20 protein-coding genes are annotated in these 20,954 nt (G+C 65.8%); 16 read left to right on the top strand and 4 right to left on the bottom strand.

Annotated features, from left to right (window positions below; all coding sequences use genetic code 11):
• Positions 1–284: 284 nt before the first annotated feature.
• Positions 285–1,250, bottom strand: a complete 966-nt coding sequence (locus AX702_RS14540) for an MDR/zinc-dependent alcohol dehydrogenase-like family protein (RefSeq protein WP_331710410.1) — start codon at positions 1,248–1,250, stop codon at positions 285–287.
• Positions 1,251–1,338: 88 nt separating this feature from the next.
• On the opposite strand from AX702_RS14540, the gene AX702_RS14535 reads away from it, so the two are divergent.
• On the top strand, positions 1,339–1,842 hold the full coding sequence (locus tag AX702_RS14535) for a DUF1003 domain-containing protein (protein WP_066780748.1): 504 nt from the start codon (positions 1,339–1,341) through the stop codon (positions 1,840–1,842).
• Positions 1,843–1,849: 7 nt separating this feature from the next.
• Here the strand turns inward: AX702_RS14535 and AX702_RS14530 are convergent, their stop codons facing one another.
• The gene (locus AX702_RS14530) at positions 1,850–2,446 is read right to left on the bottom strand and encodes a histidine phosphatase family protein (RefSeq protein WP_066780746.1); all 597 of its coding nucleotides are present in this window, start codon (positions 2,444–2,446) and stop codon (positions 1,850–1,852) included.
• A gap of 189 nt (positions 2,447–2,635) precedes the next feature.
• Here AX702_RS14530 and AX702_RS14525 point away from each other — a divergent pair, with 189 nt between their 5' ends.
• From AX702_RS14525 to AX702_RS14490, 9 genes are all read left to right on the top strand, one after another.
• On the top strand, positions 2,636–3,754 hold the full coding sequence (locus AX702_RS14525) for an NAD-dependent epimerase/dehydratase family protein (RefSeq protein WP_066780744.1): 1,119 nt from the start codon (positions 2,636–2,638) through the stop codon (positions 3,752–3,754).
• A complete protein-coding gene (locus AX702_RS14520) occupies positions 3,751–4,824 on the top strand; it encodes an SDR family NAD(P)-dependent oxidoreductase (protein ID WP_066780742.1) in 1,074 nt (357 codons plus the stop codon). The genes AX702_RS14525 and AX702_RS14520 overlap by 4 nt, the downstream gene beginning before the upstream one ends.
• On the top strand, positions 4,824–5,927 hold the full coding sequence (locus AX702_RS14515; RefSeq protein ID WP_066780739.1) for a glycosyltransferase family 4 protein: 1,104 nt from the start codon (positions 4,824–4,826) through the stop codon (positions 5,925–5,927). Before AX702_RS14520 ends, AX702_RS14515 begins: the two co-directional genes overlap by 1 nt.
• Positions 5,924–7,036, top strand: coding sequence for a CgeB family protein (locus tag AX702_RS14510; protein WP_066780737.1), 1,113 nt, complete (start codon positions 5,924–5,926; stop codon positions 7,034–7,036). The genes AX702_RS14515 and AX702_RS14510 overlap by 4 nt, the downstream gene beginning before the upstream one ends.
• The gene (locus AX702_RS14505; protein WP_066780735.1) at positions 7,033–8,121 is read left to right on the top strand and encodes a CgeB family protein; all 1,089 of its coding nucleotides are present in this window, start codon (positions 7,033–7,035) and stop codon (positions 8,119–8,121) included. Before AX702_RS14510 ends, AX702_RS14505 begins: the two co-directional genes overlap by 4 nt.
• Positions 8,118–10,202 carry a bifunctional glycosyltransferase/UDP-glucuronate decarboxylase gene (locus AX702_RS23880; protein ID WP_082746281.1) on the top strand — a complete coding sequence of 695 codons (2,085 nt, stop codon included), beginning with the start codon at positions 8,118–8,120 and terminating at the stop codon, positions 10,200–10,202. The genes AX702_RS14505 and AX702_RS23880 overlap by 4 nt, the downstream gene beginning before the upstream one ends.
• 11 nt (positions 10,203–10,213) lie before the next feature.
• Positions 10,214–10,381, top strand: coding sequence for a hypothetical protein (locus tag AX702_RS22605; protein ID WP_197420625.1), 168 nt, complete (start codon positions 10,214–10,216; stop codon positions 10,379–10,381).
• Between the two features lie 131 nt (positions 10,382–10,512).
• Complete coding sequence (locus AX702_RS14495) at positions 10,513–12,471, top strand: hybrid sensor histidine kinase/response regulator (RefSeq protein WP_197420624.1); 1,959 nt, start codon at positions 10,513–10,515, stop codon at positions 12,469–12,471.
• Positions 12,472–12,575: 104 nt separating this feature from the next.
• Positions 12,576–13,427, top strand: coding sequence for an FkbM family methyltransferase (locus AX702_RS14490; RefSeq protein ID WP_066780733.1), 852 nt, complete (start codon positions 12,576–12,578; stop codon positions 13,425–13,427).
• 179 nt (positions 13,428–13,606) lie between these two features.
• Here the strand turns inward: AX702_RS14490 and AX702_RS14485 are convergent, their stop codons facing one another.
• A complete protein-coding gene (locus AX702_RS14485; RefSeq protein WP_066780732.1) occupies positions 13,607–14,686 on the bottom strand; it encodes an alkene reductase in 1,080 nt (359 codons plus the stop codon).
• A 65-nt stretch (positions 14,687–14,751) separates the two neighbouring features.
• Here AX702_RS14485 and AX702_RS14480 point away from each other — a divergent pair, with 65 nt between their 5' ends.
• The 5 genes from AX702_RS14480 to ssb all read left to right on the top strand — a co-directional run bounded on the left by AX702_RS14480 (position 14,752) and on the right by ssb (position 19,167).
• Entirely contained in the window at positions 14,752–15,666 is a 915-nt protein-coding gene (locus AX702_RS14480; RefSeq protein WP_066780729.1) for a DMT family transporter, read from the top strand.
• Between the two features lie 81 nt (positions 15,667–15,747).
• Positions 15,748–16,416 (top strand): COQ9 family protein, encoded by a 669-nt coding sequence (locus AX702_RS14475; RefSeq protein ID WP_443026304.1) that lies wholly within the window; start codon positions 15,748–15,750, stop codon positions 16,414–16,416.
• Between the two features lie 71 nt (positions 16,417–16,487).
• Positions 16,488–16,742, top strand: coding sequence for a FeoA family protein (locus AX702_RS14470; protein WP_066780728.1), 255 nt, complete (start codon positions 16,488–16,490; stop codon positions 16,740–16,742).
• 1 nt (position 16,743) lies between these two features.
• Positions 16,744–18,600 carry a ferrous iron transporter B gene (gene feoB / locus AX702_RS14465; RefSeq protein WP_066780726.1) on the top strand — a complete coding sequence of 619 codons (1,857 nt, stop codon included), beginning with the start codon at positions 16,744–16,746 and terminating at the stop codon, positions 18,598–18,600.
• A 9-nt stretch (positions 18,601–18,609) separates the two neighbouring features.
• Positions 18,610–19,167, top strand: coding sequence for a single-stranded DNA-binding protein (gene ssb, locus AX702_RS14460; protein ID WP_066780724.1), 558 nt, complete (start codon positions 18,610–18,612; stop codon positions 19,165–19,167).
• A gap of 95 nt (positions 19,168–19,262) precedes the next feature.
• On the opposite strand, the gene AX702_RS14455 is transcribed toward ssb, so the two are convergent.
• The gene (locus AX702_RS14455; protein WP_066780722.1) at positions 19,263–19,595 is read right to left on the bottom strand and encodes a hypothetical protein; all 333 of its coding nucleotides are present in this window, start codon (positions 19,593–19,595) and stop codon (positions 19,263–19,265) included.
• Positions 19,596–19,991: 396 nt separating this feature from the next.
• On the opposite strand from AX702_RS14455, the gene AX702_RS14450 reads away from it, so the two are divergent.
• On the top strand, positions 19,992–20,954 hold a 963-nt coding region (locus AX702_RS14450), incomplete at its 3' end, for a PAS domain-containing protein (RefSeq protein WP_156455504.1).

The raw sequence follows: 20,954 nt of genomic DNA, 5'->3' as shown, positions 1-20,954 counted from the left end.
CTGAGCAAGGTTTAGGAACAGGCCTGTGAGTCGATCAAGTCCGGGCCTTGCCACATTTCCGAAATATACCGCCTTGACTCGATCCCGGCCGCGAAAATGCGTCGAAAAACTTATAACTTGCTGTTTTTGCTGAAATAAAACGGAACGCCCGTTTTTACGCCGGCTGCGAATCGCGGATGATCCTAGGATTCCTGACGCTGCACTTTCGAACGCTTCAATGGCTCGCGCAAAAGCCCGAATTGGCCCTTTCCCGCTAAGCCATTGAAGCGCCGTGCGCGACGCTTTCACCCCATGGTAACCAGCGCCTTCACGAATCCGCCCGGCTTGTCGCGCGTGGCGGTCAGAGCCTCGTTGAGTCGATCGAGCGGGTAGCGACCCGTGTAAAGCGGCGTCGGATCAAGCCGGCCGCTGGCGACAAGGTCGACCGCCTCGCGCAGTCCGCGCATCTGAACCGCCAGGTCGCGCTCATGCGCGTTGACGACGTCGATCCCTTTCCAGTTCCAGTTCTGCACGTTCACTTGGCGCGGACCATCCTGATGATAGCCGGCAATCACCAGCCGCCCGCCGAAGCCGATCAGTTCGCCCGCCAGGTCCAGCGGCCATTGCTTGCCGACGGCCTCGATCACACGCGGGCAGAAGCTGCCGCCGGTACGCTGCCCAACCTCGCCGATGATCTTGTAATGATCGATCATCGGTATGGTCACTTCCGCCCCGAATTTTCGAGCCAGTTCGAGCGACTCCTCGCGCCGGGAGATCGCGATGACCTTCGCCCCCGCTTCGCTCGCCAGCCGCGTCAGGATGGCGCCGAGAAAGCCGATACCGATAATCGCGACCCATTGGCCCGGCTCGATCTGCGCACGGCGAAAGATGTTGACGGCGCAGGCGATCGGCTCTCCGGGGAACGGCTGGCCGTTCAGCGCCGGCGGCAACGGCACGACCTTTTCGACCGGCGCCACGTCATAACCGGCGAACGCCCGTTCGGAAAGCATGGCCACGCGCGTGCCGACCGCCATATCGGCACCCTGCCCCACCGCATCCACTACGCCCCAGGCCTCATGACCAAGGCCGCCCGGCGCGCCTGGCCAGCTTGACCAGGGCTGCCCCTCCCAGGGCTCGACATTGGAAGCGCAGACGCCGCACCCTTCGATCCGCACCCGCACTTCGCCCGGGCCCGGCTGCGGCACGGGCACCTGTTCGACGCTGATCGAACCCGGGCCCTGTAGCACTGCTGCCTGCATCAATTCGGTCACTTGTTTACCGCCTTTCGCACGATGTTGGATGGTCGATTTCGCCGTCTGGCGCGTTTGCCGCCGGCAGCAATGCCGGGTTGATGATAGTATGAGTGACGGTCAGATGGCGCATACCCTGCGCGACAATATTGAGCGGCTCGCCGCCCGTGCCGAGCGGGAGGCTGAGCGTGCGCCGCTGGGCGATCGGATCGCGGATCGGATTACGCAGTTCGCCGGCTCGATGCGCTTCGTGGCGCTGCACGCCGCCTTGTTCGGTGGATGGATCGTCTGGAACCTGGGCTGGATTCCCGGTTTGCGGCCGTTCGATCCCACCTTCGTGATCCTTGCGATGGAGGCGTCGGTTGAGGCGATCTTCCTGTCCACATTTGTGCTCATCTCGCAAAACCGCATGTCCGCTGCGGCAGACCGGCGCGGGGACCTAGATCTCCACATCTCGTTGCTGACCGAACATGAACTGACGCGCCTTGCTGGCATGATCGAGCGAATGGCGCAGAAGATGGGCGTGGGCAGCGACCCGGAGATCGACGAGATCAAGCGGGACGTCTCACCCGAACAGGTGCTCGACGCTTTGGATGAGAAGACGGCCGACTGACGAACCATCACGCTGCCCGTACATTCAGCGACAACAACCGCCCGCCCCATTCTCCCACCACCAGACTGGTGATCGAGCCCGGATCGACGTCGAACGCCAGCATGCGATCGAGCGACAAGCCAAGGTAATGCGCCACCACCCCGCGAATGATGTCCGAATGAGAAACGCAGACGATCGCTCCGTCCCATGTGCCGGCGCCGAGCTCATGGAGGTGTTCCACCGCGCGCGCCACGGCATCCGTCATCCGCTCGCCGCCGGGAATTTGCGCGGCTGCCCGGGCGGTGTTCCAGTGCGCCCAGGCCGGATCACCGTCCAGATCGGCGATGACCCGTCCGGTCCAGTCGCCAAAGTCGAGTTCGTCCAGCGCATCGACGATCCGGGGGGCGATGCCACAGGCAGCCGCGATCACTGAGGCCGTCTCGCGTGTCCGTCGCTGCGGACTGCTTTCCACGCGAACTATAGCCTGCGATGCCAGTCGCTCGGCGGCCCAGGCGGCCTGCGCCGCCCCGGCCGCAGCGAGACCGTCGTCTCCCCCTCGCCCCGTCAGCACCCGACCGGCATCGGCATGCGCGCCGTGCCGAACGAGATGAATAATCGCCGCCAATCAGTCCCCCGACGCATCTTTGTTGAAGACGTCCCCAACGGACGGCCCGCATCCGCGTTCCGGAAAAGCGCGCGAAGTCGCACCGCGATCATATCGCTTCGGGAACAAAGGGTAGATGAAGATGTTCCTGCTCCCGTGGGGCCGTCGCTAAGCCGGCGGAAAACCAGAACAAACACAAAGCGGGGACTGATGAGCGAACATATTCTGATCACGGGCGGCGCCGGGTTCATCGGGCGCTTTGTCACCGAAGAATTGCTCCGCCGTGGCAACCGCGTGCGTATCCTCGACAATCTCCTGCCGCAAGTCCACGGTGATGGCGGCCAGCGTCCCGCCAACCTTTCTCCCGAGGCCGAGCTGGTCGTCGCTGACGTGCGCGACGGCGATGCCGTGGCGAAGGCGCTCGACGGCATCGACAGCGTCGTCCACCTTGCCGCGGAAGTCGGCGTGGGCCAGTCGATGTACGAGGTGGAGCGCTACACCTCGGTCAACGACGTCGGCACCGCGGTACTGTTCGAACGGCTGATCGACAGGCCCGTGCGCCGCGTCGTCACCGCCTCCTCCATGAGCATCTACGGAGAGGGCCTGTACCGCGATGCCGATGGCACGCTGGTCGAGGACGCGGCGCGCGGCATGATCCGCGACGGCATGCGCCAATGGGATCCCACCGACGCGCAGGGTCGCCCGCTCACCCCCGTCGCCACGCCCGAGACCAAGCGCCCGGCGCTCTCCTCGATCTATGCGCTGAACAAATACGTGCAGGAGCGCACCACCCACATCATGGGCGCGCCCTACGGCATCGAAAGCGTCTGCCTGCGCCTGTTCAACGTCTATGGCCCAAGCCAGGCGCTCTCCAACCCATACACCGGCGTGCTCGCGATCTTCGCCTCGCGCCTGCTCAACAAGCAGCGCCCGATGGTGTTTGAGGATGGCGAACAGCGCCGCGACTTCGTCCATGTCGGCGACGTCGCCCGCGCCTTCGCCGATGCTTTGGTCCTGCCCGAGGCGGTCGGTGGCACCTTCAACGTCGGTTCGGGCCACGACCGCTCCGTCACCGAGGTTGCCGAGGCGCTCGGTCGCGCGATGGGCCAGAATGACGCCGCGCCGGAGATCGTCGGCAAAGCCCGCGTCGGCGACATTCGTCATTGCTTCTGCGACACGTCACTCGCAGCGGAGAAGCTCGGCTTCCGCGCCACCGCCGATTTCGAGACCGAACTGGCCGTCCTCGCCGACTGGGTCGCGCAGCAGACCGCCGAGGATCGCGTCAGCCACGCGCGCGCCGAACTCGAAAAGCGCGGGCTCGTCGCATGACAGACGATCAGCGTCCGATCCTCGTCACCGGCGGCGCGGGGTTCATCGGCAGCAACCTTGCGCATCGCCTTGCCGGCGAAGGACACCGCGTCATCGTCTATGATGCGCTCGTTCGCGATGGCGTAAAGCGGAACCTCGATTGGCTGAAGGCGAACCACGGCGACAAGATCGACGTGCGCGTCGCCGACATCCGCGACGAGGCCGCGATGACCGCGGCGGTGCAGGGAGCGCAGGCCGTGTTCCACATGGCCGCGCAGGTCGCCGTCACCACCAGCCTGGTCGATCCGCGCGCCGACTTCGCGATCAACATCACCGGCACGCTGAACGTGCTGGAAGCCGCGCGCACCGCCGCGCAGACGCCAGCGGTGATCTTCGCCTCGACCAACAAGGTCTATGGCGATCTCGCCGATCTCACCTTCGACGAGACCGATCGCGGTTACCAGCCGGTCGATCCGCTGGTGAACGCCTATGGCATCGGCGAGAGCCGACCGCTCGACTTCCACACGCCTTACGGCTGTTCCAAGGGTGCCGCCGACCAGTATGTCCTCGATTACGCCCGCAGCTATGGCGTGCCGAGTGCCGTGCTGCGGATGAGCTGCATCTATGGCGAGCGGCAGATGGGCACCGAGGATCAGGGATGGGTGGCCCATTTCCTGATCCGCGCGCTCGAAGGCCGCGGCATCGACATCTACGGCGACGGCCATCAGGTCCGCGACATCCTCGAGGTCAGCGACGCGGTCGACACGTACCGGTCGCTCTGGCGCCAGATCGACCAGCACAGCGGCCAAGTCTTCAACCTTGGCGGCGGCCCGGACAATGCCGTCAGCCTGCGCACCGTTCTGGCCGAGATCGAGACGGTTGTCGGCCGTCCGATCGACCTGCGCTTCGGCAGCTGGCGCGCCGGCGACCAGCGCTATTTCGTCGCCGACCGCCGCGCCGCGGAAGAGGCGCTCGGCCTCGCCAAGCCCGCCGACTGGCGCACCGGCCTGCGCCGCCTCGCCACCTGGCTGTCGGACGAACGCGGCCTTCCCCTTGGCGCGCAGCAGCCTGCCATGAAGGTCGCCGTCTGATGCGCGCTGCGCCCCAGCGCATCCTGATGACGGTTGATGCGGTGGGCGGTGTGTGGCGCTACGCCGTTGATCTCGCCGCCGCGCTGAGCGACGCAGGCGTTACCACGATCCTCGTCCTGCTCGGGCCTGCCCCCTCCAAGGCGCAGCGCGCCGAGGTCGCGCGCATCCAGCGCGCGACCTTGGTGGAAACCGGCGAGCCGCTCGACTGGCTCACCGACGATGCTGTCTCGGTGCAGCATGCCGCGGCGACGATCGCGATGCTCGCAACCGCGCACCGTGCGGATCTCATCCACGTCAACCAGCCGGCGCTCGCGGCGACCCTGCCTGGCGACCTGCCGATGATCGTCGCCGCGCACGGCTGCGTCGCGACCTGGTGGGAAGCCGCGCGCCCCGGTTCGCCACTCGATCCTAAATTCGGTTGGCACCGCGCGCTTGCCGCGCAAGGCCTGCGTCGCGCCACCCGCGTCGTCGCGCCGAGCGAAAGCTACGCCCGCACCGTCGCGCGTACCTATGGCCTGTGCGAGCTGCCGGTCGCGATCCACAATGGCCGCACGCCCACGCCGGTCGCCCCCGTCCGCACGCGCCACATCGCCTTCACCGCCGGACGGCTGTGGGACGAGGTGAAACGCACGCCCCTGCTCGACGCCGCCGCCGCGCGCCTCGCCGCGCCGCTCTACGCCGCCGGCCCGACCCGCGCGCCGCATGGGGCGTCGGTCCCCGTCGAGCACCTCCACCTGCTCGGCGAGCTCACGGCGGACAGCATGACGGCGATGCTCGCCACCCAACCGGTGTTCGTCTCCGCCGCCTGCTTCGAGCCGTTCGGCCTCGCCGTGCTGGAGGCAGCGCAGGCCGGCTGCGCCTTGGTCCTGTCGGACATCGAGACCTTCCGCGAGCTGTGGGACGGCGCGGCGCTCTTCGTCGCCGGCGACGATCCCGCCGCCTGGTCCGACGCGATTGCAGCGTTGCTCGCTGACGATGCCGCCCGCGCTGCCTTGGGCGCGGCGGCCGCCGATCGCGGCGCGCGATACACGCTCGCCGCCACCGCCACTGCCATGCTGTCGCTCTATGCCGACGCCAGCGCCAACGAAAGGGCCGCGGCATGAGGATCGTCTACTTCACCCACAGCCTCGCCTCCTGCTGGAACCACGGCAATGCGCATTTCCTACGCGGCGTGCTGAGCGAGCTAGTCGCGCGCGGCCATGACGTCGTCGCCTACGAACCGGAAGGCGCCTGGAGCCTCGCCAACCTTCTCGCCGACCATGGCGAGGAAGGTTTGACGGCCTGGCGCGAACGCTATCCCGAACTCACCGCCACCACCTACGCCCCCGGCACCCCGGTCGAGCAGCTCACCGACAGCGCCGACCTCGTCATCGTCCACGAATGGAACGACCACGAACTCGTCGCGGCGATCGGCACGCTGCGCAAGCGCGGCGCCCGCTTCACCCTCCTGTTCCACGACACGCATCACCGCGCGGTCAGTGAACCCGAAGCGATGAAGGCTTATGACCTCAGCGGCTACGACGGCGTCCTCGCCTTCGGCGAGACGCTGAGCGAGATCTACCGCACCTGGGGCTGGGGCAAGCGCGTCTGGACCTGGCACGAAGCCGCCGACCTCCGCCGCTTTCACCCGCCGGTCGAGGAGGGCGAGCGCGAAGGCCTCGTCTGGATCGGCAACTGGGGCGACGGCGAGCGGACCGAAGAACTCGAACGCTTCCTCTTCGCTCCGGCGCAGGGTGCGAAGCTCCCGCTGGACATCTACGGCGTGCGCTATCCGGCGCAGGCGCTGGCGACGCTCGATCGCTACGGCGTGCGCTACCATGGCTGGGCGCCCAATGCTGCCGCGCCCGACATCTTCGCGCGCCACCTCGCGACCGTCCACGTGCCGCGGCGTTACTATGCCACCATCCTCCCCGGCATCCCGACGATCCGCGTGTTCGAGGCGCTAGCCTGCGGCATCCCGCTAGTGTCGGCGCCGTGGGACGACGCCGAAGGACTGTTCACACCCTGGCGCGACTATCTGGTCGCCCGAGACGGCCCGGAAATGACCCGCCATCTCACCGCCCTTCGCGACGATGCGGGCCTCCGCCAATCGCTCGCCGCGCACGGCCTCGCCACCATCAAGGCGCGCCACACCTGCGCGCACCGCGTCGACCAGCTACTGGCCATCGTCGCCAGCCTGCGAGACGACACCCCAACGAAAGAAGCCGCATGAAGATCGCCTTCTACGGATCGAGCCTGCTGTCCTCCTATTGGAATGGCGCTGCGACCTATTACCGCGGCATCCTGAAGGCCCTGGCCGCACACGATCACCAGATCACCTTCTACGAACCCGACGCCTTCGACCGCCAGCAGAACCGCGACATCGACCCGCCCGAATACGCCACCTCGGTCGTCTATCCGGCGACCGAGGAAGGCCTGCGCTCGGTCCTCGCCGAGGCGCACAAGGCGGACGTAGTGGTGAAGGCCAGCGGCGTCGGCGTGTTCGACGCGGAGCTGATCGCCGGCATCGTCGAGCACGCCCGCCCCAATGCGCTCAAGATCTTCTGGGACGTCGACGCCGCCGCCACGCTGGACGAGATCCGCGCTGATCCAAACCATCCCGTCCGCGCAGCCCTGCCGCACCTCGACATGGTGCTCACCTACGGCGGCGGCCCGCCGGTCGTCGAAGCCTATGAGGCGCTCGGTGCCGCGCGCTGCATTCCCGTCTACAACGCCGTCGATCCCGACACCCACCACCCGGTCGCCCCCGACGATCGCTTCGCCTGCGACCTCGCCTTCCTCGGCAACCGCCTGCCCGACCGCGAGGCCCGCGTGGAGCAATTCTTCCTCGCCGCCGCCGCCGCGCTGCCCGAGCGTCAGTTCCTGATCGGCGGCAGCGGCTGGCACGACAAGCACATGCCCGCCAACGTCCGCCACCTCGGCCATGTCGGCACCGCGGACCACAACGCCTTCAACTGCACGCCGATCGCGGTGCTCAACATCGCGCGCGATTCGATGGCGGCGGTCGGCTTCTCCCCCGCCACCCGCGTGTTCGAGGCCGCCGGTGCCGGCGCCTGTCTCATCACCGATTATTGGGAGGGCATCGAACAGTTCCTGATCCCGGGCGAGGAAGTCCTCGTCGCCCGCACCGGCCAGGACGTCGCCGACCTGCTGGCGGATCTCACCCCGGAGCGCGCGCGGGCGATCGGCGAAGCGGCCCGCAAGCGCGTCCTCGCCCACCACACCTACGAACTGCGCGCCCGCCAGGTGGACGAACTGTTCCGCGCTCATGCCGAGACCGCGAAGGTGGCCGCATGAAGCTCGTCGTCCTCGGCCTCAGTCTCGGCTCCTCCTGGGGCAACGGCCACGCCACCACCTGGCGCGCGCTCCTGTCGGGCTTTGCCGCGCGCGGCCACGACATCCACTTTCTCGAGCGCACCGTGCCCTGGTACGCCGGCGACCGCCGCGACCTGGTCGATCCCGATTTCTGCCGGCTCGATTATTACGCCGACCTCGCTGATCTCGAGACCTGGCGCGACACGATCGCCGAGGCCGATGCGGTGATCGTCGGCTCTTACGTCCCCGAGGGCGTCGCCGTCGCGAAATACGTCCAGGCCCATGCCAAGGGCGTCACCGGCTTCTACGACATCGACACACCTGTCACGCTCGCCAAGCTCGACCGCGGCGACTACGAATATCTCTCGCCCGAGGTGATCCCCGGCTTCGACCTGTACCTGTCGTTCACCGGTGGCCCGACGCTCGACCGGATCGAGCGCCAGTACGGCGCCAAGGCCGCCCGCGCGCTCTACTGCACCGTCGATGCCGAGCGGTACCAGCCCCAGGACACGCCCAAGCGCTGGGCACTGTCTTACCTGGGCACCTACAGCGACGATCGCCAGCCAACGCTGGAGAAGCTGCTGATCGAGCCCGCCCGACGCCGCCCGGACCTGCAGTTCGCCGTCGCCGGCCCGCAATATCCCGATCACATCGACTGGCCGGCCAACGTCACCCGCATCGATCACCTGCCGCCCGCCGATCACCCGGCGTTCTACAGCGCCTCGCGCATGACCCTGAACGTCACCCGCGCGGACATGATCGCCGCCGGCTGGTCGCCCTCGGTCCGCCTGTTCGAGGCCGGCGCGTGCGGCACGCCGATCCTCTCGGATCGCTGGGACGGCATCGACGATCTGTTCGCCCCCGGCGCTGAGATCATGCTCGCCGACACCACCGAACAGGCGCTCGCCGCGCTTGACGAAGACGCCAGCGCGCTGGGTGCGGCCGCCCGCGCCCGTGTCCTCGCCGCGCACACTGCGCAGCACCGCGCTGAACAGCTCGAAACTTATCTCACCCAAGCCGCAAGGCCCCACCCCAGCCGGAGCAAGCCCCACATGGATAAGACAAACGCTCCCGTCACCGTTGTCGCCGGCGGGGCCGGCTTCATCGGCTCACACCTGTGCCAGGCGCTGCTCGATCGCGGCGAAACTGTGCTGTGCCTCGACAATCTCCAGACGTCGCGCGCGACGAACCTCGACGATCTGATCGATCACCCGCGCTTCAGCTTCGTAAAGGCCGACGTAATCGACAAGCTGCCGGCCGAGGTGACGGATCTCACCCAGCGGATCACCCGCGTGTACAATCTCGCCTGCGCCGCGTCCCCGCCGCATTACCAGGCCGATCCCGAGCACACGATGCTCACCTGCGTGCTCGGCACCGATCACCTCCTCCGCCTCGCCGAGGCGTCCGGCGCGCGCTTTCTCCTCACTTCCACCAGCGAGGTCTACGGCGATCCCGAAGTCCACCCGCAGCGCGAGGATTATCGCGGCGCGGTCAGCTGCACCGGCCCGCGTGCTTGCTATGACGAGGGCAAGCGCGCGGCCGAGGCGATGGCGCTCGACTTTGCGCGTCTTAAGCGCGCCGATGTACGCATCGCCCGCATCTTCAACACCTACGGCCCGCGCATGCACCCGGACGACGGCCGCGTCGTTTCCAACTTCATCTGCCAGGCGCTGCAGGGTGACACGCTGACGGTTTACGGTGACGGCAGCCAGACGCGCAGCTTCTGCTATGTCAGCGATCTCGTAGCCGGACTGATCGCACTGATGGACAGCGACACGGTAGGGGCCGAGCCGGTCAACCTCGGCAACCCCAACGAGCTTACCGTCGGCGATCTCGTCACCCGCATCGTCGCCATGACCGGGACCAAGGCGCGCATCGACCACCAGCCGCTGCCCGTCGACGATCCCCGCCGCCGCAAGCCGGACATCACCCGCGCGAAGAACCTGCTCGGCTGGGCGCCGCTCGTGCCGCTCGAGGATGGCCTGTCGCGCACCTGCACCTGGTTCGCGGAGGAACTGCGCCAGACGGATCGAATGCCGCTCCTGTCGGTTGCCGCCGAGTAAGGAGAGCAGCGATGGACAAGGATGGCGACAAGAACGGCACCACCGAAACCAAGCGCCCGAACCTGTCGACCGAACACCAGAAGGAGGGCGATGCGATGCGCCCCTCCGACACGCTCGACAAGGGACAGCCGAACAAGCAGACGATCGAGCGAAAGACATCGCTGACGAAGGACAAGTGAACGCGCGTCCCTTCCCACGGAAGGGGCGCCGCGACATCATGTGTCCGCAAGGCCGCGGGCAGCCAGAAAGCGCATGAAAACCTGCCATTTTCATTGCGGAATTGTTGCCAGCCCCATAGGCCCGTTCACCGATGAGTGCGACCCGCAACCAGCACCTGCTCGCGATGGAGAACGAGCGCCGCGTCCAGCTCCTGCTGGATGCGGTGAGGGATTACGCGATCTACTTGCTGGACGCGGACGGCTTCGTGGCGAGCTGGAATGCGGGCGCGCAGCGGTTCAAGGGCTATGTCGCCGCCGAGATCATCGGCGAGCATTTCTCCCGCTTCTACACGCCGGAAGACCGCGCCACCGGATTGCCGATGCGCGCGCTGCGAACAGCGGCACAGGAAGGTAAGTTCGAGGCTGAAGGCTGGCGCGTCCGCAAGGACGGCGAGCGCTTTTGGGCCAGCGTCGTGATCGATCCCGTGCGCGATGAGACGGGCACCCTGATCGGCTACGCCAAGGTCACAAGGGACATCAGCGAAAAGAAGGAGGCGGAACGGGCGCTGTTCCGCAGCGAGCAGCAGTTCCGCCTGCTGGTGCAAGGCGTGCGCGACTACGCCATCTACATGCTGGATCCGGACGGCAACGTGTCGAGCTGGAACGCTGGGGCGGAGGCGATCAAAGGTTATCGCGCCGAAGAAATCATCGGCCATCACTTTTCGCGCTTCTACACCGAGGCGGATCGGGCGGCGGGCGAACCGGCCAAGGCGCTGCGTACCGCTCTTCTCCAGGGCACGTTCGAGAAGGAGGCGTTGCGCGTCCGAAAGGACGGCACGACCTTTTGGGCGCATGTCGTGATAGACCCGATCCATGACGACGCCGGCGTGCTGACCGGCTTCACCAAGATCACGCGCGACGTGACGGAGCGCCGCCGTGCGCAGGAGGAGCTGGAGACCGCGCGCGAAGCCCTGGCGCACAGTCAGAAGATGGAGGCGATCGGCCGCCTGACCGGCGGCGTCGCGCACGATTTCAACAATCTGCTGACCGTCATTCGAGCCTCGGCGGATCTGCTGCTGCTGCCGAACCAGACTGAGGAAAGGCGGCAGCGGTATATTTCGGCCATTGCGGAAACCGCCGATCGCGCGGCGCAACTTACGGGCCAGCTGCTGGCCTTCGCTCGGCGGCAGCCGCTGGAGCCCGAGACCTTCTCGGTCGGGGAGCGGGTTCGCGGCCTGGAACGGCTGATCACCACCACGGTCGGCTCGCCGGTATCTGTTCGGATCGAGATCGACGAGGATGTCGGCTCGGTCAGCGCGGATCCCAACCAGTTTGAATCCGCGCTGCTCAACATGGCGATCAACGCGCGCGACGCGATGCCGCAAGGCGGAGAGTTGCGGATCGTTGCTCGCAACGTCCGCCACGTGCCGTCGGTTCGCCGCCATGCCGCGATCGAGGGTGATTTCGTCGCGGTCGACATGACGGATAACGGCACCGGCATGGATGCCGAGACGCAGGCGCGCATTTTCGAGCCGTTCTTCACCACGAAGGAAGTCGGCAAAGGAACCGGCCTTGGCCTCAGCCAGGCCTATGGCTTCGCCAAACAGTCCGGTGGCGAAATCAGCGTCTATAGCCGCTTTGGTGAAGGCAGCACCTTCACGATCTACCTTCCGCGCTCAACGGTGCGGCCTACCGCCGATCACCACAGCGCCACCCCGGCCCAGTTGCGCAACGAGCTGCCGACGCAGCGCGTACTGATGGTGGAGGACAATGAAGTCGTCGGGCGGTTCGCGCTCGCCTTGCTGGAAGAACTCGGCCAGTCGACGGTCTGGGCGACGAACGCGGAGTCCGCGCTCAACATACTAATCGAGGCGAAAGGCGCCTTCGACCTGGTATTCACCGATGTTGTCATGCCCGGCATGAGCGGCGTTGAACTCGCGAAAGAAGTGGAGCGACGCTGGCCGAACTGCCGCGTGGTGCTGACGAGCGGCTATAGCCACGTACTGGCCGAAGAAGGCAATCACGGCTTTCCGCTGCTGCGGAAACCTTACTCGCTTCAACGACTGATGGGCGTACTCGGCGTAACGCACGCGAACGATTGCGCGCCCTGATCTGCGACGCGGGCGTTTAGCACCGATCTCGCTGTATCTTCCTTTGCGCTGTTCTCAGGGCTGTGGTCCGCTGCTCACCGGATCGACATGGAAGCGGGGACGACATGGGCAATGCACTCACGCGCGCGGCGACTACCGTTTACCGGCGCCTGCCGCTTCAGATTACGGCACGTCGTAAGATCAAGAGCCTCGTCCTTGGCCCGCTGACGCGCGGCCGTGCGCCCTTCCCGTTCACGTGGCGCGGCATGAAGGTGATGCTTGATCCCGCTCAGTCGATGGACATGCGGCTTTACTTCGATGGCGACTATGAACCGGAAACGCTCGCCGCGGTGCAGCGCCTATCACCTGCGGGGGGTACGGTAATCGACGTAGGCGCGAATATCGGCCTCATTTCGCTTTGGGCCGCGCGCTGCGTCGGCCCCGCAGGCCGGGTTGTTGCAATCGAGCCGTCACCTTGGGCGATGGAGCGGCTGACGACCAATGCGCGCCGGAACGCCATGTCAAACATCACACCCGTGCTAGGTGCCAGCGGTAACCGGAGTGGCCAAGGCGACATGTTCGTCATCAACGGCTATCGCATCGACGACACGGTGACCAATACGCACGAGCGCGTGACATTCTACACGATAGACCAAGTCACTGAGGAGCACGCGCTTGAAAGGGTTGACCTGATCAAGATCGATACGGATGGTCATGAAGTCGACGTCCTACGCGGCGCCGCCAAAACTCTTGAACGATACCGCCCAGCAATCATTTTTGAAATGGGTCCGAGTGCGCTGGAGCGGGCAGGAAGTTCCTCTGGTGAGCTGATCGCTCTTCTTCATAGCTACGGCTACGCAATTTTAGACGAAAGCTTCACTTCGGTGGACGCGTTTTCCTTCGCTGCGCGCGTAAAGACCAATGAGTCGGCAAACCTAATCGCCTGGGATCCGCTGAAAATCCAATCAGCGGCGTAAGGCGTCGCACTACAATCGCCAAGACGAACGCACGAGGCCGAAACGGATCTGCGATGGTGCCGCCTGCAGGCCCCAGACTGTGGTAAACAAAGGGACCTGCGCAAAGGCGTCTTGCCTTCAGATAGCGCAGATCACGAGGCGCCGCCCCACGCGCGTGGCGCGGGGCGGCACCGGCGATATCAGGCGGCCGCCTGTTCCTGATAGGACGGATAGTCGATATATCCTTCCGGCCCCTTCGAATACCAAGTCTTGGGATTATCCTGCGCCAGCGGAGCACCGGCACGCAGCCGCTCCACCAAGTCCGGATTGCCGATGAACGGCCGGCCGAAGGCAATTGCATCGGCGATCCCGGAGTCCAGATCGGCCTGCGCCTTATCCAGCGTATAATCCTGGTTCAGCACCAACGGGCGCGTGAACACCTTGCGGATCGCCGGGCTCAACTTGGGCACGGTGGTCGCGCCGAAGGTGCCGTCCGGCGCCTGTTCGCGCAACTCGAGGAAGGCGATGCCCAATTCGTCCAGCACCTTGGCGGCGGGAATGAAAACCGCCTCGGGATTGCTGTCGTCGGCGCCCTGAGTCTCGCCATTGGGCGACAGGCGAATGGAGGTGCGCTCGGCGCCTGCCACCGCGATCACCGCTTCCACCGCTTCCTTCATGAAGCGGATGCGGTTCTCCGGCGAGCCGCCGTAATCGTCATCACGAAGGTTGGTGTTGTCGCGCAGGAACTGGTCGATCAAATAGCCATTGGCGCCGTGCAGCTGCACGCCGTCAAACCCGGCCGCCAACGCGTTGCGTGCCGCCTGCGCATATTGCTCGATCGCTTCCTTGATCTCGTCCAGCGTGGCGGCGCGCGCCTCACCATAGGGGTTCTTCGCCGGGTTCGGATAAGGCGCCCGCGTGACGGAGGCCGAGAGCGGCTGCAGCTTGTTCACATCGGGGCGCGCCAGCCGGCCCTGGTGCCATAGCTGGGCGATGATCTTGCCGCCCGCCTCATGTACCGCTTCGGTGATCGGCTTCCATGCCTCGGTCTGCGCATCGGTCCAGATGCCCGGCGCATTCGGCCAGCCCAGTCCCTGCCGGCTGATGCCGGTCGCCTCGGAGATGATCAGGCCGGCGCCGGCGCGCTGCCGATAATATTCGATCATCATCTCGGTGGGCACGTGATCGTCGTCGGCCCGCGTGCGGGTCAGCGGTGCCATCAGCACGCGATTTGCGGCGCGAATGGCACCCAGTTCGATTGGATCAAACAGGCTTGGCATTTCAAACTCCCCTTCCGTTGCACTTTGCTACGGGACTTGCCCGACTTAGGTGGTTACGGGGCAGCATGCACGAGGCACCGGCCCCAAGAAAAGCTACATCGCGCCCAAGTGGTGGAGCATTGGCCTTTGCCGCCCTGCTCGGGGGCAATTTGGCGCTCGCGTTCGGCCCGTGGTTCGTGCGGCTGACGGATGTCGGCCCCGTCGCGGCGGGCTTCTGGCGTATTGGTCTTGCCACTCCGGTGCTGCTCCTTCTGGCGACCCTCACCGGCGGGCGACCGATTGCCAGCGCGCGCGGGCTTGGCTGGGTGCTTGCCGGGTCCGGCATCCTATTCGCTGGCGATCTCGCCAGCTGGCATGTCGGCATCCACCACACCAAGCTCGCCAACGCGACACTGTTCGGCAACGCCGCGACATTCGTTTTCCCACTCTACGGCTTTCTCGTGGCCCGAACCTGGCCGACGCGGATGCAGGGGCTGGCGCTTGGGTTGGCTGCGGTGGGGGCCGCGTTGCTGATGGGGCGTTCCTACCAACTTGATCCGCAGAATCTGATCGGTGACCTTCTCTGCCTGATCGCCGGCATTCTCTATGCAGGCTATTTCATCCTCATGGCGCGCGCTCGGGCCAGCATGGCTCCGCTTCCCGCGCTTGGGCTGTCATCCGCGGCGACGGTTCTGCCGTTGCTAGTCGCTGCGGTCCTCCTGGGCGAGCAGGTCTGGCCCGAAGATTGGGCGCCGCTGCTCGGGCTTGCGCTGTGCAGCCAGGTGATCGGCCAAGGCCTGATGATCTATGCGCTAGGCCGTTTCAGCCCGCTGGTGATCGGGTTAGCGCTGCTAACCCAGCCGGTGGTGGCCGCAACGGTCGGCTGGCTCGCTTATGGCGAGGCACTTGGCGCGGCGGATTTCGTGGGAGCGGTGCTGGTCGCGACTGCGCTGGTTCTGGTCCGGATCGCACCTGAGCGTCGCCCGCTCGTTGCCGACTGACCCGGCACCGGACAGGCGAACAAGACCTCCTGCTTCCGTCCCCGAGCCCGCTAGTGGCAATTGCCCCACCGACACGCCTATATGGCCGTCATGACCGATAGCGCAGACCTCACGCTCGACGAGATTCGTGCCCTTCTCGCCCCCGCCATCGCCGAAAACGCGGCATTCGACGGCTGGGGCGCGGCGGCGCGGGACATGGCGGCGGAGATGAACGGGATCGATCGCGATGTGGCGGCCCTCGCCTTTCCGGGCGGGGCGGTGGACATGATCGATGCCTGGTTCGCAAGCGTAGATGCCGCCATGCTGGTGACGCTTCCGCCCGAGCGGCTCGCAGCCATGAAGATCCGGCAGCGGATCACGGCGCTTGTCGAAGGTAGGCTGGCTGCCACGGCGCCGCACCGCGAGGCGCTCCGGCGCGCGCTCGCCATCCTCGCCATGCCCCAGAATGTCGCGACCGCGGCAAAGCTTGGTTGGCGTAGCGTCGACACCATGTGGCGCGCAGCCGGCGACGTTGTGGCGGATTATAATCACTACACAAAACGCGCGATGCTGCTTGCCGTCTATGGCGCGACGGTCACGGTGTTCCTGGACGACGAGAGCGAGGATCATGCCGATACGCGCGCCTTCCTCGCGCGGCGGATCGACGGGATCATGCGTTTCGAAAAGGCCAAGGCTGGGATCACTCGCCGCGCACAGCGCCGCCCAAGCCTGACTCGTTTCGTGGGTCGGTTGCGCTATCCGGTGGTGTGATCAGCAGCAAAAGCGCGCACCGTTGAGCGGCGTGAATTGATAACCATTCGCAATGCCGTTAGAATGCTCGCGTGCTTGCTCCTGCCCCCCTTCCTCTCGAATCGCTCCCGCTTCGTCGTCGGGCAACGGTTTCCGCCATCGATTGGGATCGGCTCGCCGCTCCGGAAGCCCGCCGCCTGCGTGAGTTCGGCTTTGAGGAGGGCGTGTCGGTGGAGTTGCTGCACCGGGCGACCTTGTTCCGTGGCCCCCTCGCGTGCCGCATCGGCCGCATGACGATAGCCCTGCGGCGCAATGTCGCCGCCGCCATCACGGTGACGACCGACTGACATGAGCATTCTTCCGCTGGTCGCACTTGTCGGCAATCCCAATGCCGGCAAGTCCGCTTTGTTCAATGCGTTGACAGGGGCTCGTCAAAAGGTCGGCAACTATCCCGGCGTGACGGTGGAGCGCCATTCGGGTCGCCTGTCGCTTGATGATGGTCGGCCGGTCGAACTGGTCGATCTGCCAGGCACCTACAGCCTCGATCCGTCCTCCCCGGACGAACAGGTGACGCGCGACGTTCTGTTCGGCCGTCAGGCGGGCGAGCGCCGGCCGGACGTTTTGGTCGTGGTGGTCGACGCGGCCAACCTCGATCTTCACCTCCGGTTCGCGCTTCAGTTGATCGCGCTGGGTCTCCCGGTGGTCGTCGCCCTCAACATGGTCGATCTGGCGGAGCGGGATGGGCTTACCCTTTCGGCCGATGCGCTTTCCCGTGAACTCGGCGTGCCCGTGGTGCCCACTGTTGCCGTTCGCAAGCGCGGGCTGGATACGTTGCGGGCCGCTCTCACCACCGCGGTTGAGGGTGGCGGACAGCAGGATTCTCTACCTTTGCCCGAGAGCGCGGACTCGCTGCCCCAGCTGCAGCGCCGTGCGCGAGAGATCGCCCGGGCGGCTATCGTCTCCGAAACGCCGGTTCGACGCTGGAATCATGCGCTTGACTCGGTCGCCCTCCACCCGGTGATTGGGCCTGTCCTGCTTGTGGCGCTCATGTTCCTCATGTTCCAGGCGGTGTTCAGCTGGTCGGAAGCGCCGATCGGCTGGATCGAAGGGGGCTTTGCGGCGCTGGACGAGGCGGTTCGCGGCGTCCTTCCGGACAATCTCCTCAGATCCATGGTCACCGATGGCTTGATCGCCGGCGTCGGCGCGGTGGTGGTTTTTCTGCCGCAGATCCTGATCCTGTTCACCTTCATTCTGCTGTTGGAAGCCTCGGGCTATATGGTCCGTGCGGCATTCCTCATGGATCGGATGATGGCTGGCGTCGGGCTGTCCGGCCGCGCTTTCATTCCCTTGCTGTCCAGCTTCGCCTGCGCCGTTCCCGGTATCATGGCGACGCGCACGATCAGCGACGAGAAGGACCGGCTTACGACGATCCTGATCGCGCCGCTGATGACCTGCTCGGCCCGCCTGCCGGTCTACACCATCATTATCGGCGCCTTCATCCCCAATACGGCAGTCGGCCCGGGGGTCGGCCTACAGGGGCTTGTCCTGCTTGGTCTCTATCTTGCCGGGATCGTGGGCGCGTTCGTCGCCGCGCTGGTGCTTCGCCGCACGATCACAAAGGGCGATTCCTCGGGCTTCATGATGGAAATGCCGAAATACCAGATGCCACGCCTGCGCGATGTCGCGCTCGGGCTGTGGAGCCGGGCGGTGATCTTCCTCAAGCGTGCCGGCACGATCATCGCCGCCACCACGGTGGTCCTGTGGCTGCTGCTCAGCTTCCCGCAGGCGCCCGAGGGCGAAAGCCAAGTCGACTATTCCGTCGCCGGGCGGATCGCGAGCGGCATCGAGGTCGTGGTCGCCCCGATCGGCTTCAATCGTGACATCTCGCTGGCGCTGATCCCGGCCATGGCCGCGCGCGAAGTCGCGGTGGCGGCGATCGGCACCGTCTATGCCGTGGATGATCCCGAGGATGCCGCGGGCGAGCGCACGATCATCGAGAACCTTCAGCATCGCTGGTCGCTACCGACCGCCCTCGCCTTTTTGATGTGGTTCGTCTTTGCTCCGCAATGCATCTCCACGATCGCCGTCACCAAGCGGGAGACGAACGGGTGGAAATGGCCGCTCTTCATGGTTGGCTATCTGTTCGCCGCCGCTTACATCATGGCCGGAATCACATACTGGCTCGCGGTCGCCGCGGGCCTCTAAGGGGCCCCAATGGCAGGCAGCGTTAACAAGGTTATTCTCGTCGGCAATCTCGGGCGCGATCCCGAATCGCGCTCTTTCCAGAACGGCGGCAAGGTCGTGAACCTGCGCATCGCCACCAGCGAGAGCTGGAAGGATCGCAACTCCGGCGAGCGCAAGGAAAAGACCGAATGGCATTCGGTCGCGATCTTCAACGAAGGCCTCGCCAACGTTGCCGAGCGTTTCCTGCGCAAGGGCTCGAAGGTCTACATTGAGGGCCAGCTGCAGACCCGCAAGTGGCAGGATCAGAATGGGCAGGATCGCTACTCGACTGAAGTGGTCCTGCAGGGGTTCAACAGCGTCCTGACCATGCTGGACGGTCCGGGCGGCGGTGCCGGCGGCGGTGGTGGCGGCGGCGGCCGTGACTTCGGTGGCCGCGATGATTTCGGCGGCGGCGACGATTTCGGTGGCGGCAACTTCGGTGGCGGCAGCAGCGGCGGTGGAAGCCGTGGGGGCGGCAACAAGGGCGGCGGCTTTGGTCAGTCGCGTGGCGGCTTCGCCGACGATCTGGACGACGACGTCCCGTTCTGATCGGACGGGTTGATCAGACGATCGGCCGTCGTCGCTCGCACGCGCGTTCGCAAAATCGCTGCGGTCGCGCGTGCGTTTACCCGCGTAAGGGCTGCCTAACGAGCGGTCGCGCGGCTCACCACCATGGCGGTACCATCCGCTTTCACCTGCACGATGTGTGTCGATCCGTCCGTGCACCGCGCCTGCCAGTCCGCCGTAGAGCCGCCGGTCGTGAGCGGCTCTGAACTCGATACGCCCTGGCAGGGCAGACCAGCATCAAGGATCGCGCGCAGCAACACCGCATTGCGCTGGCCTTCCGGCAGGGCGACCACCTCCGCCGCCTGGTTCGTCATCGGCTCGGCAGGGGCTGGCGCTGCCACGTTCTGCGGCGCGCTGCTGTCGCACGACGCCAGGATCAATGAAGCCGCTGCTATGGCCGGCATGCGCATGACATCTCTCCCTTATCGATCCTCAACAATCGCGCCGTTTTTGATGGCACAACGACGCATAGCCTTGCGTCTCCCCAGCCTGGATCTCCAAACTCTTCACGCTCCATAACGATGCGCTACCCTGCATGCACAGCGCTGATCTGGTCGTCGGAGGATCAAATTCCGGACTCAGGCAGTTGTTAGCTGGTTCCCCCGAGAGGATCGATCGAGCCGATGCGGGATGCGGTGCTTGACTGCTTCGCTGCCCGCCCGGCCAGTCGATCGGGCGAGCAGCAATCGGCCATCGACCTTTGACGGCGGCTGACCCATATTAACCATCAACGGTCGGCCGACCGGCGATGAACCCAACCGGTTGGAAACGTGACACTGCTCTCCCCACCCATCAATGATGAGGACATGCGCAAGCAGGCCCTGGCGCTCTACGATCTCGCCGGCGCGCGGGAGGAAGGCGTGCTGGATGACCTGGTCTCCTTCGCGGCGGAGCTGTGCGGCGCGCCAACGGCCCTTGTCAGCATCGTTGAGGAGGACGCGCAGGTCTTTCTGTCGCGCCTGGGCACAGATCTGGAGCAAACGCCGCGTTCCCAGTCCTTTTGCGCGCATGCCATGCACGGCGAGCGGCTAATGGAAGTGACGGACGCGTCAAAGGACCCGCGCTTCGCCGACAATCCGCTGGTCACCGGGCCCCCGTACATCCGCTTCTACGCCGGCGCACCGCTCACCACGCGCGAAAACATCCCGTTGGGCGCTATTTGCGTGCTGGACGCATTACCGCGCGATGGTTTGACGCCCTTTCAGACGCGCGGGCTGGAGATCCTGGCCACGACGGCGATGGCCCGGCTCGAAGCCCGGCGCGCGGCGCGGGAGCAGCGGGAACAGCGCAAGTCCACGGCGCGCGCACGCGCGGCGCTCGCCGACAGCGAGGTGCGCTTCCGCACGCTCGCGGATACCATGCCGCAGATGGTCTGGTCGACGCTGCCGGACGGCTTTCACGACTACTACAATGCCCGCTGGTATGAATTCACCGGCGTGCCCGTTGGCACCACCGATGGCGCGGGCTGGAACAACATGTTTCACCCCGACGATCGGGAACGTGCCTGGACGGTCTGGCGGCACAGTCTGTCGACTGGTGATCCGTACCAGATCGAATATCGCCTTCGGCACTTCGACGGCACGTATCGCTGGGTGCTTGGCCGCGCCTTGCCGATCCGCGATGACACGGGCCAGATCACGCGCTGGTTCGGCACCTGCACGGACATACACGAGCAGAAGCTGGCGCTGGAGGAACGCGAAGTCATCAGCCAGGAGCTGTCGCACCGGATCAAGAACATCTTCGCGGTGATCGGCGGGCTTATCCAGCTC

It is taken from the genome of Sphingomonas sp. CCH5-D11 (genome assembly GCF_001557395.1).
GTDB lineage: Bacteria > Pseudomonadota > Alphaproteobacteria > Sphingomonadales > Sphingomonadaceae > Sphingomonas.
Note: the sequence above shows the minus strand (reverse complement) of the source record. Positions and strands in the feature narration are given on the sequence as shown.

Bases quoted from the DNA above. Each gene is read 5' to 3' on its own strand.
- AX702_RS14535 (WP_066780748.1), top strand. From the start codon at position 1,339: ATGAGTGACGGTCAGATGGCGCATACCCTGCGCGACAATATTGAGCGG.
- AX702_RS14525 (WP_066780744.1), top strand. From the start codon at position 2,636: ATGAGCGAACATATTCTGATCACGGGCGGCGCCGGGTTCATCGGGCGC.
- AX702_RS14520 (WP_066780742.1), top strand. From the start codon at position 3,751: ATGACAGACGATCAGCGTCCGATCCTCGTCACCGGCGGCGCGGGGTTC.
- AX702_RS14515 (WP_066780739.1), top strand. From the start codon at position 4,824: ATGCGCGCTGCGCCCCAGCGCATCCTGATGACGGTTGATGCGGTGGGC.
- AX702_RS14510 (WP_066780737.1), top strand. From the start codon at position 5,924: ATGAGGATCGTCTACTTCACCCACAGCCTCGCCTCCTGCTGGAACCAC.
- AX702_RS14505 (WP_066780735.1), top strand. From the start codon at position 7,033: ATGAAGATCGCCTTCTACGGATCGAGCCTGCTGTCCTCCTATTGGAAT.
- AX702_RS23880 (WP_082746281.1), top strand. From the start codon at position 8,118: ATGAAGCTCGTCGTCCTCGGCCTCAGTCTCGGCTCCTCCTGGGGCAAC.
- AX702_RS22605 (WP_197420625.1), top strand. From the start codon at position 10,214: ATGGACAAGGATGGCGACAAGAACGGCACCACCGAAACCAAGCGCCCG.
- AX702_RS14495 (WP_197420624.1), top strand. From the start codon at position 10,513: ATGAGTGCGACCCGCAACCAGCACCTGCTCGCGATGGAGAACGAGCGC.
- AX702_RS14490 (WP_066780733.1), top strand. From the start codon at position 12,576: ATGGGCAATGCACTCACGCGCGCGGCGACTACCGTTTACCGGCGCCTG.
- AX702_RS14485 (WP_066780732.1), bottom strand. From the start codon at position 14,686: ATGCCAAGCCTGTTTGATCCAATCGAACTGGGTGCCATTCGCGCCGCA.
- AX702_RS14480 (WP_066780729.1), top strand. From the start codon at position 14,752: ATGCACGAGGCACCGGCCCCAAGAAAAGCTACATCGCGCCCAAGTGGT.
- AX702_RS14475 (WP_443026304.1), top strand. From the start codon at position 15,748: ATGGCCGTCATGACCGATAGCGCAGACCTCACGCTCGACGAGATTCGT.
- feoB (WP_066780726.1), top strand. From the start codon at position 16,744: ATGAGCATTCTTCCGCTGGTCGCACTTGTCGGCAATCCCAATGCCGGC.
- ssb (WP_066780724.1), top strand. From the start codon at position 18,610: ATGGCAGGCAGCGTTAACAAGGTTATTCTCGTCGGCAATCTCGGGCGC.
- AX702_RS14455 (WP_066780722.1), bottom strand. From the start codon at position 19,595: ATGCGCATGCCGGCCATAGCAGCGGCTTCATTGATCCTGGCGTCGTGC.